This window comes from Reyranella sp. GW821-FHT12G01 (assembly GCF_058806575.1).
The window spans coordinates 3,719,750-3,734,717 of sequence record NZ_JBXAPV010000001.1; the positions used below are offsets into that span (position 1 = coordinate 3,719,750).

A 14,968-nucleotide genomic window follows, 5' to 3' on the forward strand; every position below is an offset into this window, starting at 1 on the left:
GATGAAGCGACAGCTCCACCTCAATCTTTTCATCCAGAGTCGGGGCCATCACGAAGCCTCGTGGCGGCACCCCGACTCCTCGCCCCTCGCGCTGACCGACATCGAGTATTTCCGTGATCTCGCGCGTCGTGCCGAGGCCGGTCTTTTCGATTCCATCTTCCTCGCCGACACGCTGGCGCTGGGCGACACCGCGGCGCATGCCGCCAGCACTTGGCTCGAACCGATCACGGCGCTCGCCGCCATCTCCGGATCGACCAGCCGCATCGGCCTGATCGCGACGGCCTCGACCACCTACACCGAGCCCTTCAATCTCGCCCGCCAGTTCGGTTCGCTCGACCACATCACCGGCGGACGCGTCGGCTGGAACATCGTCACGTCCTGGCTTGCGGCGGCAGCGCGCAACTTCAACGGAACGAGCCTGGTCAGTCACGACGAGCGCTACGAACGCGGCGAGGAGTTCGTGCAGGTCGCGAAGGCGCTGTGGGACAGCTGGGCCGACGATGCCGTGCTCGACGATCGCGCGAGCGGCCACTATGCGCGCGCCGATCGCATCAGGCCGATCAACCATGAGGGCAAGTACTATCGGGTCGCCGGCCCGCTCAACATGCCGCGCGGACCGCAGGGACGACCGGTGTTCGTCCAGGCGGGCTCGTCCGAAACCGGCCGCCGCTTCGCCGCGCGTCATGCCGAAGCGGTGTTCACCGCGCAGATGGAAAAGAGCACAGCGCAGGAATTCTATGCCGACCTTAAGAAGCTGGCGGCAGCCGAAGGCCGCCCCTCCGAGCATGTCCTGATCCTGCCCGGCCTCAGTCCGGTCATCGCCTCGACCGAAGCCGAAGCCAAGCGTCTCGCGAAGGACCTCAACGAGCTCACCGATCCCGAAGTCGGGCGCAAGCGCCTGAGCGGACGATTCGGCGGCTATGACTTCTCGCACCTGCCGCTCGACAGGCCACTGACGGCGGAGGACTTCCCCGATCCCGGCACGGTCCAGGCAGCGCGCAGCCGCACCGAAGTGATCGTCGGACTGGTCCGTCGCGAAAAGTTTACCCTGCGCCAACTGCTCGCCTATCTCGCCGGCGCCCGCGGCCACTACACCACCGCCGGCACGCCCGAGCAGATCGCCGATCTGATCGAGGACTGGTTCAACGACGGCGCCGCCGATGGTTTCAACCTGATGCCGCCTTTGCTGCCGTCGATGCTCGACGTGTTCGCGGGCGAGGTCGTGCCGATCCTTCAGAAGCGTGGACTTTTCCGCACCGCCTATGAAGGCTCTACGCTGCGTGATCATTTCGGCTTGCCGCGGCCGGAGACTGCGTCATCCTGATGAGGTGAGCGCCACCCGGTCTCTCCTCCGACGATCTCTCCTCGCTGCGACGATCGCGGCGCCGGTCGTTGCGCGCGCTCAGAACTCACTTCCCGATCGGTCGCTGCGCATCGTCGTGGGCTTCGCAGCCGGCGGCGGTTCGGATGTCATGGCGCGCGCCATCGCCGCCACGCTTGAACAGCGCACGGGCCGCCGCGTCGCGATCGAGAACCGGCCCGGCGGCACCGGCGCCGCCGCGGGCGAGGCACTCAAGAATTCACCGGCTGACGGCACGATGGTCGCGTTCATGCCGACCTCGTCGATGGTCGCCAAGCTCCTCCTCTCGTCCTATCCGTTCGACCCGCTGACCGATCTCGCGCCGGTCACGACCGCCGGCAATTTCATCCAGGCGCTGGCCGTCTCGCCGCGCATCGACGTATCCACGATCGCGGAGTACGTGGCCTGGCTCAAATCCGAGGAGCCGGGCCGCCGGCGCATCGGGGCAACGGCGACAGACGTATCGATGACTTTCTATTCGAAACTGCTGAGCCGCGAACTCGGCGTGCCGCTCGAAGGCGTGCCTTACCGCGGGACGACCGCGCTGGTGAACGACCTTGCCGACGGCAAGGTGCCGGCGGGTGTCGGCGCGTTGACCTCGCTGCTGGTGGCAAGCCGCGGCGGACGTGTCCGACTGCTGGGCGTGTCCGGCGCGAAGCGCGCGACGGTCGCGCCGGACGTGCCGACGGCCGCCGAGGCCGGTTACCCCGCGCTGCACATGGAAGAGTGGTACGGATTTTTTGCCCGTGCCGGCACACCGGCGCCGCTGGTCGAGGCCTGGAACCGCGAGCTCGTCGCCGCGCTCAATTCAGGCGAGCTGGCTACCCAGCTCGCGCAGTACGGCCTCGAGGTACAGACCTCCACGCCCGCCGAGTGCGGCACGCGGCTGGAAACCCACCTCAAGAAGTGGCAAGGCACGATCGAGCAGCTCGGCCTCAAGCCCAGCAACTGACGTTTTCGGGGGAAGACGATGTTCAGCCACGTGACGATCGGCAGCAACGATGTGGGCAAGGCCAAGCCCTTCTACGACGCGCTGCTGCAGCCGCTCGGCCTGGTGCGCCACATGGACTACCCCAACGCCGTCGGCTACGGCCCGGCCGGCGGGCGGCCACAGCTCTGGATCCTCAATCCACTCGACAAGCAGTCGGCCTCGGTCGGCAACGGCATCACCATCGGCCTCGAGGCCCCCGATCGCAGTGCCGTCGATGCCGCCCACAAGGCAGCCCTGGCGGCCGGCGGCAAGGACGAAGGCGCACCGGGCATTCGTGCGCACTACCATCCCAACTATTACGGCGCATATCTGCGCGATCTCGACGGCAACAAGATCTGCGTGGTCTGCCACCGCAAGTCCTAACCGATCCAAACGCCGTCAAACCGCGTAGAGAAAGCGTATGCCCCTTCTTTCCCGCCGCGCCCTGCTGGCGTCCGCCGGCTCAGCGCTCCTGTCGCTGCCGGCCGCCGCACAAACCAGGCTTCCCGACAAGGCGATCCGCATCTGGGTGGGCTTCGCCGCGGGTGGCGGTTCCGACGTCGTGGCGCGTGCCATTGCACCGACCATTCAGCAGCGCCTCGGGCGACCGGTCTCGGTCGAGAACCGGCCCGGTGCGGCTGGCGCCGCGATGGGAGATGCACTGAAAAAGGCCGCGCCCGACGGCACGACCATCGGGCTGCTGCCGTCCACGACGTTGATTGGCCGGCTCACCTCGCCCTCGACCTTCCCGTTCGATCCCCTGCACGATCTCGCGTCGCTGGGCATCGTCGGGACTTTCGAGACGGCCTTCGTCGTGTCGCCGTCGATCGGCGTGCGGACGATGGCCGAGTACGTGCAATGGGTGAAGGACGGGCCACCTGAAAGACGCCGGTTCGGCACCGCCGCCCCCGACACTTTCTCGCAATACTTCGCGCAGTTGCTGGGACGACAGTACGACCTTGCGCTCGATCCCGTCCCCTTCCGCGGCACCGGACCTCTTTCATCGGATCTCGGCCAGGGGCGAATCCCGGCCGGCTGCGGTGGCCTCGCATCCTTTGTGCACCAGCATCGCGGTAATAAGCTCCGGATTCTCGCGACGTCCGGACCTGTCCGCAATCCGGTACTGCCGGACGTGCCGACCGTCGTGGAGCTGGGCTTTCCGAAGCTGCAGCTGATCGACTGGTATGCCTTCTTCGCGCCGGCTGGCCTGCCGCCACCGCTGATCGCCGCCTGGAATCGGGATTTGCGGATTGCCGTTGAAATGCCCGAAGCACGGGATCAGCTCACCCAGTACGGCGTGATTGTCGGCGTCACCAAGCCCGACGAATGCGCGGTGCGTCTTGCCGCAGACTTCGATCGTTGGCGAACGCTGCTTGACATGCTGGGCATCCGGGCTGCCAATTGAGCGACTTCAGGAGAACATCATGACAGAGCCACTGAAAGTCTTCTGGCAGCCTGGTTGAACCAGCTGCCTGAGACTCAAAGAGTTTCTATCGGTCCGTGGGATCGACTTCGTCTCCGTAAATGTTCTTGAAGATCCGGCCGGCCTGGCCGAGCTGCAGGCGCTGGGCGCTCGCTCGGTGCCGGTCCTGTCGCGCGGCAAGAAATTCATCTTCGGCCAGAGCACGCGCGAGATCGTGGCCTTCCTCGGCCTGCAGGAAAAATCCGGACCTGAGCTCTCGCCCGCCGAACTCTACGCGCGCCTCGACAAGTTCATGACCGCGGCCATCGGCCTTCTGCCGCTGATGCCGAACGACAAGCTCCATGTCCACGTGCCGGGACGGCCGCGCAGTTATCGCGCCCTCTCCTTCCATCTCTTCCGGGTGGTCACCGCCTTCCTCGACGCCGAGCAGGGCACGACGTTGATCCAGGCGTTCTTCCGCGAGGAGCCGGCGCCGGACGCCGACATGGCGTCGGTCGCGGCCTATGGCGCGGCCGTGCAGAAGCGCTTCCGCGACTGGTGGGCGCACGGCGATACCGGCGCGACCCGCATGCTCTCGACCTACTATGGCGCCCAGAGCCTGCATGAACTCCTGGAACGGACGACCTGGCATTCCGGCCAGCATGTCCGGCAGTGGATGATGCTGCTGGAACGCGAGGGCGTGGCGCACGACCGGCCGCTCCGCGAGGCCGATTTTGCACGGCTTCCCATGCCCCAGAACGTCTGGGACGGCTGACTCGCAACTTCCGGGCGGTCAGGGCGTTTGGTCTGCAGACACACTGTTTTGCATCTGTCCGGAGGACCAAACATGCGCGCTGCCAGCCACGCCAACGGCAAGGATCTCGCCAAGGAGATCAGCCTTCTCAAGGCCCAGCTCGAGGAACTCACGGAATCGATGAGTGGCACCGGCCATTCGATGGTCGCCCGCGGCGAGGAAGCCGTCGAAGAGACGCTGAAGTCGGCTCGCGAGCTGATCGCCAAGTACGGCGACACGGCCAAGGCCATCGCCCAGGATACGATCAGCCTCAAGAACAAGGCGGCCGATACGCTTGTCGAGCATACCGAGGCGCGGCCGTTGACCACGCTCGCCGCCGTGGTCGGTATCGGCTTCCTCGCAGGTTGGCTTTGTCGTCGGCAGTAGCCGGCCGAAGACAAAGACCGCTCGGCCTGCAAAGGAAGCGAAACCCTCGATGATCGGCCCCCTGCTCCGGGTCGCGGCAAGTGCAGCCGCGGCCCGTTCTCTGCGTAGTGCTGCCAACGACGCGATGAACCGTGCCCTGCTGACGATGGGCGCGGCGCTTTCGGTTGCCGTTGGTGCCGTTTTCCTGACGGCGGCCGCTTGGTCCCTTATCGAAAAGCAGCTCGATGCCGCGAGCGCCTCGGCGATTGTCGGCATCTTCTGGGCCGTCTTGGGCCTCGGCTATTTCGTATTCGCAGCCACGCGGCGTCGCCGCACCTGAAGCGGCGTCACTGAAGCGAGCGGTGGCTTCACGGCCAACCGTTCGCTGACCGGCCGATCCTCCGACAATAGAACTTCCAGCCAGCGCAGCGACGGCAGATGCGCGGCCACCGTGCTGATCAGGATCAACAGCGGCACGGCCACGATTGCGCCCACCGCGCCCCACATCCAGCCGAGGAAAGCGACGCCCGCGAAGACCGCCACGGTATTGAGCGCGCAGCGACGGCTGACGAATGTCGGCGTGATGAGCTGCGACTCGACGAAATGGATGGCTGCGAGAGTCGCCGGCGCCGCCAGCATGTGCAGCCAATCGTCGTAAGTGAGCAACGCCACGAAGGCGACCAGGCCGATGGCGACCGGTGGGCCGACGAACGGCACGAACGATGCCAGTCCCATCAGGATGCCCCACAGGACCGGATTCGGGAAGCCCAGCAGGACGAGCACGATCGTCGAGGCGAGCGCCACCAGTGAATAGATGACAGCAAGCGCGAACAGATAACTGCCGACCCTCTCGTTGATGTCGCGCATGACCCTCGCCATGCGCACCCGCGTGTTGAAGTTGAGGGGCACTCGCAGGATCTGGCGCTTATGGTCGTTGCGATGCGCCAGCAGCATGAAGGCGAGCACCGCGGCGTAGCCGATCTGCAGCAGCAGGGCGGGTGTCGTACTGACCACCTCGGCGATCAGCGACTTGTCGCGCACCACGATCTTCTCCGGCGGCTTCTGCTCGGTGGTCGTCTGCACCGGTTGCGCCTGCGTCGCCTGCTCGACCCGATCGGTGACCTGCTTCACGACAGCTAACGACTTGCGCAATCCCTCGAGCTTGCGCTCGAGCGTATAGGTCAGATACGGCGCCTGCTCCGCCCAACTCGTGAGAGCCGGTGCCGCCACCACCAGCAGGCCAGCGACCACCAGGGCGAGCAACGAGACAGACGCACCCGCGGCCGCCGTCGGCGGCAGATGCAGGCGTTCGAGCTTCTTGGCGACCGGCGTCAGGATGAGAGCGAGGACGACGGCGGCCGCGGTGGGAATGAGGAAGTCGCGGGCAAGGTAGGCGATGACGCCGACGGCGCAGATCGCAAGGACGACCAGCGGACGCCGTATCGCCGATCCTCCACGCAAATGAACGGTCGGCACCCGCAGAACTGATCTTTCCGCCACTCGTGATCCTCGGCTGATCTGTGGCAACGCAACTCCCTTGCTCCAGTTGCCCGCATACGTTGCAAATATTGCGCTTGACCGGCCTCGAACCTACACGGGCCAGTCGCGTTCCCATCGACAAATGACGATGAGGTGAACGTCGTGCGCCGCACCTTCGGGTTCATGGGATTGATGGCCGCCCTTCTCCTGCCGGGCATCGCTGCCCATGCCCAGGTCCCCGAACGGATCGGCATGTTTGGCCATATCGACGGACGCTGGATGTGGCTGGGCGGCGAGCGGATCGAAACCGCCCAGATCAGCGAGCAGCGCGTCACCAACGGTCCGGGCGGCCAGGCGCTGATCGGCTACAAGCTTTCTGCCGAATGGGATGTGGCGCTGGCCGGCGACGTCCAGGGCATGCTCACCCAGATCACGCAGTTGCGCGGCGGCACGTTGTCCACCGACGCCAACCGCCAGCATTTCGACGCCGAGGTCGGCTACAGCGGAGAGTGGTGGCGCATCAACGGCGGCCTGCGCGGCCTGCGCTTCACGCAATATGCCTCGCTCAACATTCCCGGCGTCAATTCAAACGCGCAGCGGCTGATCATGGGAATCGGCCCGAAGGTCGGCTTCGGCGCGCGCGGCGCGCTCTCGGATTCCTGGGCGATCATCGGCGGCTTCGACGCGGCCCTGCTCTACGGCATGATCGAAGACACCGGCAATGGCCTGCCGATCTCGAGCGGCAACTACGCGCGGCTGGTGCCCCAGGCCGGCGCCGAGATCGGTTTGAGCTGGCGCTCGGCCGACACGCCTTCCTTCGCACTCACGGTGGGTGCGCGCGTCGCCGCCTCGTTCAACACCACCATCGTGGCCAACGGCGCCCTGACGGGAACGCTGGTCGAATACGGTCCCTTCCTGCGGCTGGCCTACAATTTCTCCGGACCGGCGCGCGTGAAGCCCGCGCCAGTGCCCGCTACAGCCGAAGGCGCGACGGCGGCGGCACAGAACCTCACCGTGTTCTTCGACTTCGACCGCGCCGACATCTCGCCGGTCGCCGCCGGTGTCATCCGCCAGGCCGCGATCGATGCGCGGCGCGGCCATCCGGCCAACATCCAGGTGACCAGCCACGCCGACCGGACGGGCAACGACCTCTACAACGGTGCGCTGTCGCTGCGCCGCGCCAATGCGGTGAAAGACGAGCTGCTGCGACAGGGTCTCGACGCCACGCAGATCTCGATGATCGGCCGGGACGAGGGCAAGCCGCTGGTGCCGACGGCGGACGGCGTGCAGGAGGCACAAAACCGGCGGGTGCAGATCACTTTCTGATTTCCATTCCTCCCTGCGGCCCGGACCGTTTGCGAAGCAGGAGGCGCGCACCCTAGGCTCGCGGTTGCATGCCGACCTACGCTGACACCGTCCCCGTGATGGAGCGCCACCGTTTCGACGTGGCCTCCCTCGACCGTTATTTCCGCAAGCGCCTCACAGGCTATCGTGGCGGACTTGAAGTCCGGCAGTTCGATTCGGGCCATTCCAACCCGACATTCTTTGTTGCCGCCGACATGGACGATGGCCGCCGCGACTTCGTGCTGCGCAAGAAGCCGCCGGGCCAGCTCGTGGCCTCGGCCCACCAGGTCGATCGCGAATTCCGCGTGATCTCGGCGCTCAGCCAGACCGACGTGCCCGTCGCGCCGGCGCGACTGCTGTGCGACGACGACGCCGTCATCGGCCAGATGTTCTACGTGATGGAAGCGGTGCCGGGCCGCATCCTGGTGAACCCGGCGATGCCCAACCAGACGCCGGCCGAGCGCACGGCAATCTTCGACTCGATGAACGAGGTGCTGGCCCGACTGCACAAGGTCGATCCCGTGAAGGTCGGGCTCGGCGACTATGGCCGCAGCGGCCAGTACATCGCCCGCCAGATCTCGCGCTGGAGCCGGCAATATGCCGAGCTCAAGACCGAGGACATTCCGGCGATGGACAGGCTCTCGTCCTGGCTGCCGGAAAACATTCCCGACGATGGCGATCCGACCACCATCGTCCATGGCGACTATCGCCTCGGCAACCTGATCGTCCATCCGACCGAGCCGCGGGTCGTGGCGGTGCTCGACTGGGAGCTGTCGACCCTCGGCCATCCGCTCTGTGACGTCGCCTACAATTGCCTGGGCTATCACCTGAAGGAGCCGCCGCACGGCTTCGCCACGGTCGACTTCGCAGCCCTCGGCCTGCCGACGGAAAATGACTACGTCGCCGCCTACTGTCGGCGCACCGGTCGCACGTCCATTCCCAACTGGAACTACTACCTCGCCTTCTCGCTGTTCCGTCTCGCCGCCATTGCCCAGGGCGTCTACCGCCGTGGCCTGCAGGGCAATTCGTCCAACCCCGAGTCAATCAAGATGAGCAAGTCCGCGCGTGAACGGGCCGAGCTCGCATGGAGTCTGGTGTCCTAACAAAAACGACAAGGAGGAAACAAAAATGACAATGAAGAAGATCGGCCGGCGCACATCGATCCTGATGACCGGCGCAGTGCTCAGCACGCCGCTCATCCCGAGCGTCCGGGCCCAGCAGACCGGCCTGCCCGACAAGCCACTCAAGATCCTGGTCGGCTTCCCGGCCGGCGGCGGCACCGATGTGATGGCCCGCCTGATTGCCGAGCCGCTGAAGCAGCGCACCGGCCGCAACGTCATCATCGACAACAAGGCCGGCGCTTCGGGCACCATCGCCGTCGGCGACCTGAAGAACGCCCCCACCGATGGCACGACCGTCGCCTATGTGCCCTCCGCCACCATCGTGCAGCGACTCACGATGCCGTCCGTGCCATTCGACCCGATGGTCGACATCGCACCGATCACCATGGCCGGCACGGTTCAGACCGCCTTCTGCGTGTCGCCGACCATCGGCGTCAACGACCTCAAGGAATATGTCGAGTGGCTGAAGAAGAACCCGACGCGCGCCTCGTTCGGCACGACAGCGCTGGGCTCCTTCACGCATTTCTTCGGCGTCATGGCCGGCAAGGCCGTCGGCATCCCACTGGAGCCGGTGCCCTATCGCGGCGCGGCGCCCCTGGTTGCCGATCTACAAGGCGGCCATATCGCGGCCGGCTGCGGCGGCATCACCGACTTCCTGGAGCATCATCGCGCCGGCAAGGTGAAGGTCATCTTCACCTCGGGCGTGAAGCCCACCACCTCGGCGCCCGAAATCCCGACCATCAGCCAGCTCGGCTACCCGCAGCTTTCGATTCTGGGCTGGTACGTCTTCTTCGCCCCGCCGAAGACGCCGTCGCCACTGATCGACGCCTGGGGCAAGGAGCTGAAGGCGGTGCTGGAGATCCCCGAGATCCAGAAGAAGCTGGTCGAACTCGGCCTCGACGTCGAGACCTCGACGCCGCAGCAGTTCAGCGACCGCATGGCCAAGGACCTCGCGCACTGGAAGACGATCATCGATACGATCGGCTATAAACCGCAGGGTTGATCCAACGGAGACGAGTGCATGCCAATCCTGAAACGCCCCGACGCCGAGATCCATTACGAGGTCCACGGCACGGGCTTCCCGCTCCTGCTCTACGCAGCCGGCGGCCTGCGCTCGTCGATCGAATTCTGGGGACCCGGCGCCGACGGCGCGCCGCGTCCCTGGATGGACCCGCGCACGGCGCTGGCCGACAAGTTCACCGTCATCTCCATGGACCAGCGCAATGCCGGCAAGTCGGTCGCCGACGTGAAGCCCGACCATGGCTGGCACACCTTTGCCGCCGACCATCTGGCCCTGATCGATCATCTCGGCTTCAAGCGCTTCGCGGTAATGGGCGGCTGCATCGGCGGCAGCTACTGCTTCGAGGCGATCGAGCAGGCGCCCGACCGGGTCGCCGCCGCCGTGCTGCAGAACCCGATCGGCCTGTGGGAGAATCGCGACACCTGGGACGAGGCCGTGAAGGGTTATGGCGAGACCGTACGGGCGCGCGATCCGTCGATCTCGGAAGCCACCATCAAGAGCTTCGGGCAGAACATGTTCGGCCCCGACTTCGTCTTCTCGGTCACCCGCGACTTCGTGAAGAACTGCAAGACGCCGCTCTTGCTGCAGCCCGGCACCGACAAGCCGCATCCCGCCCACACCAGCGACGAGATCGCGGCGCTGGCGCCGAACATCGAGGTCCAGAAGGACTGGCGAGCGCCGCAGTTCCTGCAGGAATCGATCAAGCGCGTCCGCGCCTTTCTCGAGAAGAACGCCAAATGATGAAAAAGATTACGATCCTTCTCGCAACGCTGCTGGCAACGACGGCCGCTGCCCAGGCCCAGGAAGTCTGGGGCGCCATCGCGACCGACAACGAGCGCCTGTTCGGCGTCTCGGCCGGCATGGCGACGAGGGAAGCCGCGGAGACCTCGGCATTGGCCGAATGCGGCCCGCTGGAATGCATGATCCGGATGTCCGCGCCGCAACGCTGCGTCGCCTACGCCCACAGCGACAACGGCCAGGCCTCCGGCTACGGCGCCGGGCCGACGAAGCGCGACGCCGAACAATCGGCCTGGAACGAATGCAATGCGCGGGTACCCAGCAACTCCTGCACCATTCGCGCCGCGCGCTGCTTCGAGTAGGGCTAGAGCACGACCGTGGAGTTCGCGAGCAGCCACTTGCGCGCTTCGTGGATCGAGCGGAATACCTGAACGGGCCGCTCGTCCGAGGTGAGCGACATGAACAGTCGCCCCAGCTCGCCGCGATTGCTGTCGGCCACGATGGCGAGCGGCCCGCGCGGCTTCAGCACCGGCACCGAGCGCAACCGCTCGGCAATGCTTTCGAGTTCTTCCTTGCCGATCGCCGATGTTGCCGAGGTGATGTCGATGATCTTGCGATAGGGCAGCGTGTTGCTGTCGACCAGCTCCTTCACGAGCGTCATGAGGTCGGTGAGCGAAATCTCACCGCGCGCCACCGCCACGACCATGCGGTCCGGCGGGAAGATGTCGACCTTGAAGGGCATGGAACCTGTCGCGGAAAGCCTTGAGCGGCTGAATTTACTCTGCGTCCCCTCCTCGTGCGATCAGGGACGCTTGCACTTCGACGGCAGAAAGATCAGCCCGGACTCGCCGACTCCGAGATCTCGTCGAGCCACTTCCGCGCTTCGGGCAGGTTGTTGAACACCTTGATCGGCCGTCCTTCCGCGGTGAGCTTGGCATACCTTTCTGCGTTGTCAGCCGCCACGCCCGCGCCCACGACGAAGGCCAGCGGCCCGCGCGGGCCGACATTGGCCTTCGCCAGTATGACCTTGGCGACATCCTCGATGGTGGTGGTGCCCGCGAGCGGCGTGTCCGGCGAATCGATATCGATGATCTTGCGATAGGACCGGGCTTCTGCCGCCATGAACTGAAGCAAGGCGTTGCGCGCATCGTCAGCGCTGACCGAGCCGCGAATGACGGCGACCGCCAAGCGGTCGGCATGGTCGAAATCGATATGGATCGGCATGAACCTGTGATCGCCTCTACCTATTCTCTACAGCATCCATGCATTCAATACTCCTGCGATAATGCGATCGACGTTCGATTGCATCGGCGCGGCAGAAACATCTGCATGTCAATGCTGCGCCTGCTGATCCAGCCACTTCCTGGCCTCATGCAAGCTATGGAAGACCTTCACGGGGCGCTCGGCCTCCGTCAGCTTGACGAAAAGTTCGGCGTTCTCCGCGGCCTGTCCGGGGCTGACGACGAAAGCCAGCGCGCCGCGCGGCTTGGCCGGTCGCTGAGCAAGGACAACACGCGCCAACGCCTCCACATCGGCCTTGCTCAAGGGCGACGTAGGAGAAGCAATGTCGATGATCTTGCGGTAGTGGAGTATGTCGATTGCCAGCACCTGCTGCAGCGCACCGTGAACGTCGTCGGCAGTGAACGTGCCCCGGACGACGACGATGAGCAGCCGGCTTGGGTGGAAGAAATCGACATGGATCGGCATGTATTGCGGTCCAGGCTACCCCTATTCTGCCTCACCTATGCGGCAGTGTTGCGGGCGATTACCACGTCCGGGCTCCCCTGCAAACAGGAGTAGTATAGTGGAGAAGTTCGCCGTCATAGTCGTTGTGGCCCTGGCCGCTGGCGCCGGCCTTTATCTGTTCGGGCGCAGCGCCACCTCGCGGCAACGATTGATACGTTCCGCGGCGGCCACGGTCGCCGGCGCACTCGCCGCCGCCGGCGCGGTCTTCGGGCTCGAAGCGTGGACCGGCGACGCCACCCAGACGGTCGACAATGCGATGACCGAAGCCCGGACCCTGCCGCTGGTCGGCCTGGTTCTGGCAGACGTGCCCGATGCCGAGACTCGGTTACGCGCATCCCTGAAGGAAGAGTTGCGCAATCCGACGACCCAGGGCGCACCGCGGCCGCTCGTTCTGATGACCGAGCTGCGCGCCACCCACATCGTGCCGGCACTGCGCGCGACCGATGCCGCCGACGCCGAAGGCGTGCTGGCGGCGCGCATCGCACTGATGCGCCACCTGCGCGACACCAATGTCGCGGCCTGTCGCGAACTGGCGTTGATCGGCATCCAGCACGCCGACCGTCTCGATGCGCGGGGCCAGGAGCTGATGCGCAACATGCTGACGGCCATGGAGAAGGCCTATCGCTCGGGCCGCGCCGCGATAAAGTCTGGTGCCGCCGCGCCGCCCGCCGTGCCGAACGACACCGAGGCGCGGGACCTGCTCGTCGAGGCGGGTTTGACGCCGGCCGATTTCGACAAGCTGCAGAACCTCGCGAAGCTCTCGGGCGAAGAGGCTTGTGACCTGGGGCTTCGCCTCAATGGTACGCCATCCAAGCTGCCGGCCGACAAAGCCGCCGGCCTGGCCCGCTATCTGGCGGCGGCCCAGTAGCCGGGCGGCACGCCTAGGCCACCAGGGGCGCCACCACCGCCTTCAATACCGTGGAAACATCCTGCGGGGAGATCCGGACCTGCAGGCCGCGCTGGCCGCCGTTCAGGAAGACAAGTTCATGCGTCATCGCGTCGGCCTCGATGGCGGTGCGCACGGGACGCATCTGGCCGAACGGGCTGATGCCACCCACTTTGTAGCCGGTCATGCGCTCGGCATCGGCCGGCTTCATCATCTCCGCCGACTTGCCCTTGAAGGACGCCGCGAGCTTCTTCATCGACACTTCACGATCCGACGGCACGATCACACAGGCGGGTTTGCCGTCGACCAGGGTCATCAGCGTCTTGAGCACGCGCTGCGGCTCCTCGCCGAGCGCTTCCGCGGCCTGGAGGCCGACCTTGTCGGCGTCGGGATCGTAGTCGTACGTGTGAACGGTGAAGGCGACCTTCGCCTGCTCCAGCGCCTTGGTGGCGCGCGTGACCTTCGACATCCCTGCTCCTCGCTCAGAGGAGCAGGATAGCGTCGCTGTCCGTCAATTTCCCTTCAGAATTTTCGCCGTCGCGTCGGCGAAGACCTGGCAACCCAGCACGATATCGGCGTCGTGGGTATTCTCGGTGAAATGATGCGAGATACCGCCGATCGACGGCACGAACATCATCGCCGCCGGCATCTTGAGCCCGATCACCTGCGCGTCGTGACCGGCGCCCGAGGGCATGCGCACATGCTTCTCGGCGGCGTGGACGGCGGCCGACTCCTCAATGGCTTCAAGAAAGCGCTCGTCCATCACCAGTGGCTGGGTGCGCGAAAGGTTCACGCATTCGACCTTGCAGGGGCTGTTCTTCTGGTGATCGGCGACGATCTCCATCAGCTTGGCCTCGAAGGCCTGCAGAACCTTGTAGTCGGCATCGCGGAACTGGAGGATCATCTCGGCGCGACCGGGCACGATCGCCGGTGCGCCGGGCTCCAGCACGATCTTGCCCACCGTCCAGACGCTGCGCGGACCGGAGACGGCTGGAAACTTGTCCATCACGTCGTTGTAAAGTCGCATCATGGCGACGCCGGCATCCTTGCGGATGGGCATCGGCGTCGTGCCGGCATGGTTCTGGATTCCGCTGAAAGTCAGGCGGAACTGCATGATGCCGACGATCGCCGTCACGATGCCGATCCGCTTCTCGTCCGCTTCCAGCAGGCCACCCTGCTCGATATGCGCCTCGAGGTAGCCGCGATACCGCCCCTCTTCCAGATGCTCGCGCGGCACGCCTTCGAGGCCAGCCGCTTTCAGCGCCTCGCGCATCGGCGTGCCCTCGTCGCGGTGCTTGGCCTTGTCGATGTCGGCCTCGGAGAAGATGCCGATGAAGGACCGGCTGCCGGTCATCTGGCCCCAATGGCCTTCCTCGTCGGCCCACGAGGCGACGTCGACGGCGAGGTGCGCCGTCTCAGGATCCTCGGCCAGCGCCCGCGCCACTTCGAGCCCGTAGATCACACCCATCACGCCGTCGAGCCAGCCGCCGCGCGGCTGGGTGTCGGAGTGCGAGCCGATCAGGATGCGCGGCCCGGTCTTCGGGCTCTTGCCGATCACCGTGCCAATGCCGTCGATCACCGGTTCGAGACCGGCTTCCTTCATGCGGGCGGCGAGCCAATGCCGGCTCTCGACATCCTGCGGCGAGAGGTGCGGGCGATGCACGCCGGTCTGGTAACGACCGAAATCGGCAATGCGCCGCAGGTCGCCAAGCAGTCGTTCACCGTTGATCGTGGGCATGTCG

The 14,968-nt window shown here is 65.8% G+C and carries 19 protein-coding genes; 13 read left to right on the top strand and 6 right to left on the bottom strand.

Translation table 11 applies throughout. The features are described from left to right. The first annotated feature begins 1 nt into the window (after position 1). From AC1RP5_RS18010 to AC1RP5_RS18040, 7 genes are all read left to right on the top strand, one after another. The gene (locus AC1RP5_RS18010) at positions 2–1,324 is read left to right on the top strand and encodes an LLM class flavin-dependent oxidoreductase (protein WP_493112754.1); all 1,323 of its coding nucleotides are present in this window, start codon (positions 2–4) and stop codon (positions 1,322–1,324) included. A gap of 115 nt (positions 1,325–1,439) precedes the next feature. Continuing rightward, positions 1,440–2,312 (top strand): tripartite tricarboxylate transporter substrate-binding protein, encoded by an 873-nt coding sequence (locus AC1RP5_RS18015; RefSeq protein WP_493112756.1) that lies wholly within the window; start codon positions 1,440–1,442, stop codon positions 2,310–2,312. 18 nt (positions 2,313–2,330) lie between these two features. After that, entirely contained in the window at positions 2,331–2,714 is a 384-nt protein-coding gene (locus tag AC1RP5_RS18020) for a VOC family protein (protein WP_493112758.1), read from the top strand. 37 nt (positions 2,715–2,751) lie between these two features. Next, on the top strand, positions 2,752–3,735 hold the full coding sequence (locus AC1RP5_RS18025) for a Bug family tripartite tricarboxylate transporter substrate binding protein (protein WP_493112760.1): 984 nt from the start codon (positions 2,752–2,754) through the stop codon (positions 3,733–3,735). Positions 3,736–3,802: 67 nt separating this feature from the next. Beyond that, a complete protein-coding gene (locus AC1RP5_RS18030) occupies positions 3,803–4,507 on the top strand; it encodes a glutaredoxin family protein (protein WP_493113390.1) in 705 nt (234 codons plus the stop codon). Between the two features lie 72 nt (positions 4,508–4,579). Next, positions 4,580–4,912, top strand: coding sequence for a hypothetical protein (locus AC1RP5_RS18035; RefSeq protein WP_493112762.1), 333 nt, complete (start codon positions 4,580–4,582; stop codon positions 4,910–4,912). Positions 4,913–4,961: 49 nt separating this feature from the next. Beyond that, a complete protein-coding gene (locus tag AC1RP5_RS18040; RefSeq protein ID WP_493112763.1) occupies positions 4,962–5,231 on the top strand; it encodes a hypothetical protein in 270 nt (89 codons plus the stop codon). Here the strand turns inward: AC1RP5_RS18040 and AC1RP5_RS18045 are convergent. Beyond that, positions 5,192–6,391: an AI-2E family transporter gene (locus AC1RP5_RS18045; protein WP_493112764.1), complete on the bottom strand. Its 1,200-nt coding sequence runs from the start codon at positions 6,389–6,391 to the stop codon at positions 5,192–5,194. The two genes, AC1RP5_RS18040 and AC1RP5_RS18045, sit on opposite strands and share 40 nt — an antisense overlap. 141 nt (positions 6,392–6,532) lie before the next feature. On the opposite strand from AC1RP5_RS18045, the gene AC1RP5_RS18050 reads away from it, so the two are divergent. The 5 genes from AC1RP5_RS18050 to AC1RP5_RS18070 all read left to right on the top strand — a co-directional run bounded on the left by AC1RP5_RS18050 (position 6,533) and on the right by AC1RP5_RS18070 (position 10,956). Continuing rightward, a complete protein-coding gene (locus tag AC1RP5_RS18050; RefSeq protein WP_493112765.1) occupies positions 6,533–7,696 on the top strand; it encodes an OmpA family protein in 1,164 nt (387 codons plus the stop codon). 68 nt (positions 7,697–7,764) lie between these two features. Next, positions 7,765–8,817 (top strand): phosphotransferase, encoded by a 1,053-nt coding sequence (locus AC1RP5_RS18055; protein ID WP_493112767.1) that lies wholly within the window; start codon positions 7,765–7,767, stop codon positions 8,815–8,817. A gap of 25 nt (positions 8,818–8,842) precedes the next feature. Continuing rightward, positions 8,843–9,838 (top strand): tripartite tricarboxylate transporter substrate-binding protein, encoded by a 996-nt coding sequence (locus AC1RP5_RS18060; protein ID WP_493112769.1) that lies wholly within the window; start codon positions 8,843–8,845, stop codon positions 9,836–9,838. 18 nt (positions 9,839–9,856) lie between these two features. Then, on the top strand, positions 9,857–10,597 hold the full coding sequence (locus tag AC1RP5_RS18065) for an alpha/beta fold hydrolase (protein WP_493112771.1): 741 nt from the start codon (positions 9,857–9,859) through the stop codon (positions 10,595–10,597). Beyond that, entirely contained in the window at positions 10,594–10,956 is a 363-nt protein-coding gene (locus AC1RP5_RS18070) for a DUF4189 domain-containing protein (RefSeq protein ID WP_493112773.1), read from the top strand. Before AC1RP5_RS18065 ends, AC1RP5_RS18070 begins: the two co-directional genes overlap by 4 nt. Before the next feature lie 2 nt (positions 10,957–10,958). Here the strand turns inward: AC1RP5_RS18070 and AC1RP5_RS18075 are convergent, their stop codons facing one another. The 3 genes from AC1RP5_RS18075 to AC1RP5_RS18085 all read right to left on the bottom strand — a co-directional run bounded on the left by AC1RP5_RS18075 (position 10,959) and on the right by AC1RP5_RS18085 (position 12,301). Next, on the bottom strand, positions 10,959–11,336 hold the full coding sequence (locus tag AC1RP5_RS18075; protein ID WP_493112775.1) for a hypothetical protein: 378 nt from the start codon (positions 11,334–11,336) through the stop codon (positions 10,959–10,961). 92 nt (positions 11,337–11,428) lie between these two features. After that, positions 11,429–11,818 carry a hypothetical protein gene (locus AC1RP5_RS18080; RefSeq protein ID WP_493112777.1) on the bottom strand — a complete coding sequence of 130 codons (390 nt, stop codon included), beginning with the start codon at positions 11,816–11,818 and terminating at the stop codon, positions 11,429–11,431. 108 nt (positions 11,819–11,926) lie between these two features. Beyond that, positions 11,927–12,301 carry a DUF7793 family protein gene (locus AC1RP5_RS18085; protein WP_493112779.1) on the bottom strand — a complete coding sequence of 125 codons (375 nt, stop codon included), beginning with the start codon at positions 12,299–12,301 and terminating at the stop codon, positions 11,927–11,929. 97 nt (positions 12,302–12,398) lie between these two features. On the opposite strand from AC1RP5_RS18085, the gene AC1RP5_RS18090 reads away from it, so the two are divergent. Beyond that, positions 12,399–13,208, top strand: coding sequence for a hypothetical protein (locus AC1RP5_RS18090; RefSeq protein WP_493112781.1), 810 nt, complete (start codon positions 12,399–12,401; stop codon positions 13,206–13,208). 13 nt (positions 13,209–13,221) lie between these two features. On the opposite strand, the gene ybaK is transcribed toward AC1RP5_RS18090, so the two are convergent. Next, on the bottom strand, positions 13,222–13,695 hold the full coding sequence (gene ybaK / locus AC1RP5_RS18095; protein WP_493112782.1) for a Cys-tRNA(Pro) deacylase: 474 nt from the start codon (positions 13,693–13,695) through the stop codon (positions 13,222–13,224). A gap of 42 nt (positions 13,696–13,737) precedes the next feature. Then, on the bottom strand, positions 13,738–14,964 hold the full coding sequence (locus tag AC1RP5_RS18100; RefSeq protein WP_493112784.1) for a hydantoinase/carbamoylase family amidase: 1,227 nt from the start codon (positions 14,962–14,964) through the stop codon (positions 13,738–13,740). Positions 14,965–14,968 lie beyond the last annotated feature (4 nt).

Excerpts from the sequence above, each read along its gene's own strand:
- AC1RP5_RS18010 (WP_493112754.1), top strand. The coding sequence starts at position 2 with ATGAAGCGACAGCTCCACCTCAATCTTTTCATCCAGAGTCGGGGCCAT.
- AC1RP5_RS18020 (WP_493112758.1), top strand. The coding sequence starts at position 2,331 with ATGTTCAGCCACGTGACGATCGGCAGCAACGATGTGGGCAAGGCCAAG.
- AC1RP5_RS18025 (WP_493112760.1), top strand. The coding sequence starts at position 2,752 with ATGCCCCTTCTTTCCCGCCGCGCCCTGCTGGCGTCCGCCGGCTCAGCG.
- AC1RP5_RS18035 (WP_493112762.1), top strand. The coding sequence starts at position 4,580 with ATGCGCGCTGCCAGCCACGCCAACGGCAAGGATCTCGCCAAGGAGATC.
- AC1RP5_RS18040 (WP_493112763.1), top strand. The coding sequence starts at position 4,962 with ATGATCGGCCCCCTGCTCCGGGTCGCGGCAAGTGCAGCCGCGGCCCGT.
- AC1RP5_RS18055 (WP_493112767.1), top strand. The coding sequence starts at position 7,765 with ATGCCGACCTACGCTGACACCGTCCCCGTGATGGAGCGCCACCGTTTC.
- AC1RP5_RS18060 (WP_493112769.1), top strand. The coding sequence starts at position 8,843 with ATGACAATGAAGAAGATCGGCCGGCGCACATCGATCCTGATGACCGGC.
- AC1RP5_RS18065 (WP_493112771.1), top strand. The coding sequence starts at position 9,857 with ATGCCAATCCTGAAACGCCCCGACGCCGAGATCCATTACGAGGTCCAC.
- AC1RP5_RS18070 (WP_493112773.1), top strand. The coding sequence starts at position 10,594 with ATGATGAAAAAGATTACGATCCTTCTCGCAACGCTGCTGGCAACGACG.
- AC1RP5_RS18075 (WP_493112775.1), bottom strand. The coding sequence starts at position 11,336 with ATGCCCTTCAAGGTCGACATCTTCCCGCCGGACCGCATGGTCGTGGCG.
- AC1RP5_RS18080 (WP_493112777.1), bottom strand. The coding sequence starts at position 11,818 with ATGCCGATCCATATCGATTTCGACCATGCCGACCGCTTGGCGGTCGCC.
- AC1RP5_RS18085 (WP_493112779.1), bottom strand. The coding sequence starts at position 12,301 with ATGCCGATCCATGTCGATTTCTTCCACCCAAGCCGGCTGCTCATCGTC.
- ybaK (WP_493112782.1), bottom strand. The coding sequence starts at position 13,695 with ATGTCGAAGGTCACGCGCGCCACCAAGGCGCTGGAGCAGGCGAAGGTC.
- AC1RP5_RS18100 (WP_493112784.1), bottom strand. The coding sequence starts at position 14,964 with ATGCCCACGATCAACGGTGAACGACTGCTTGGCGACCTGCGGCGCATT.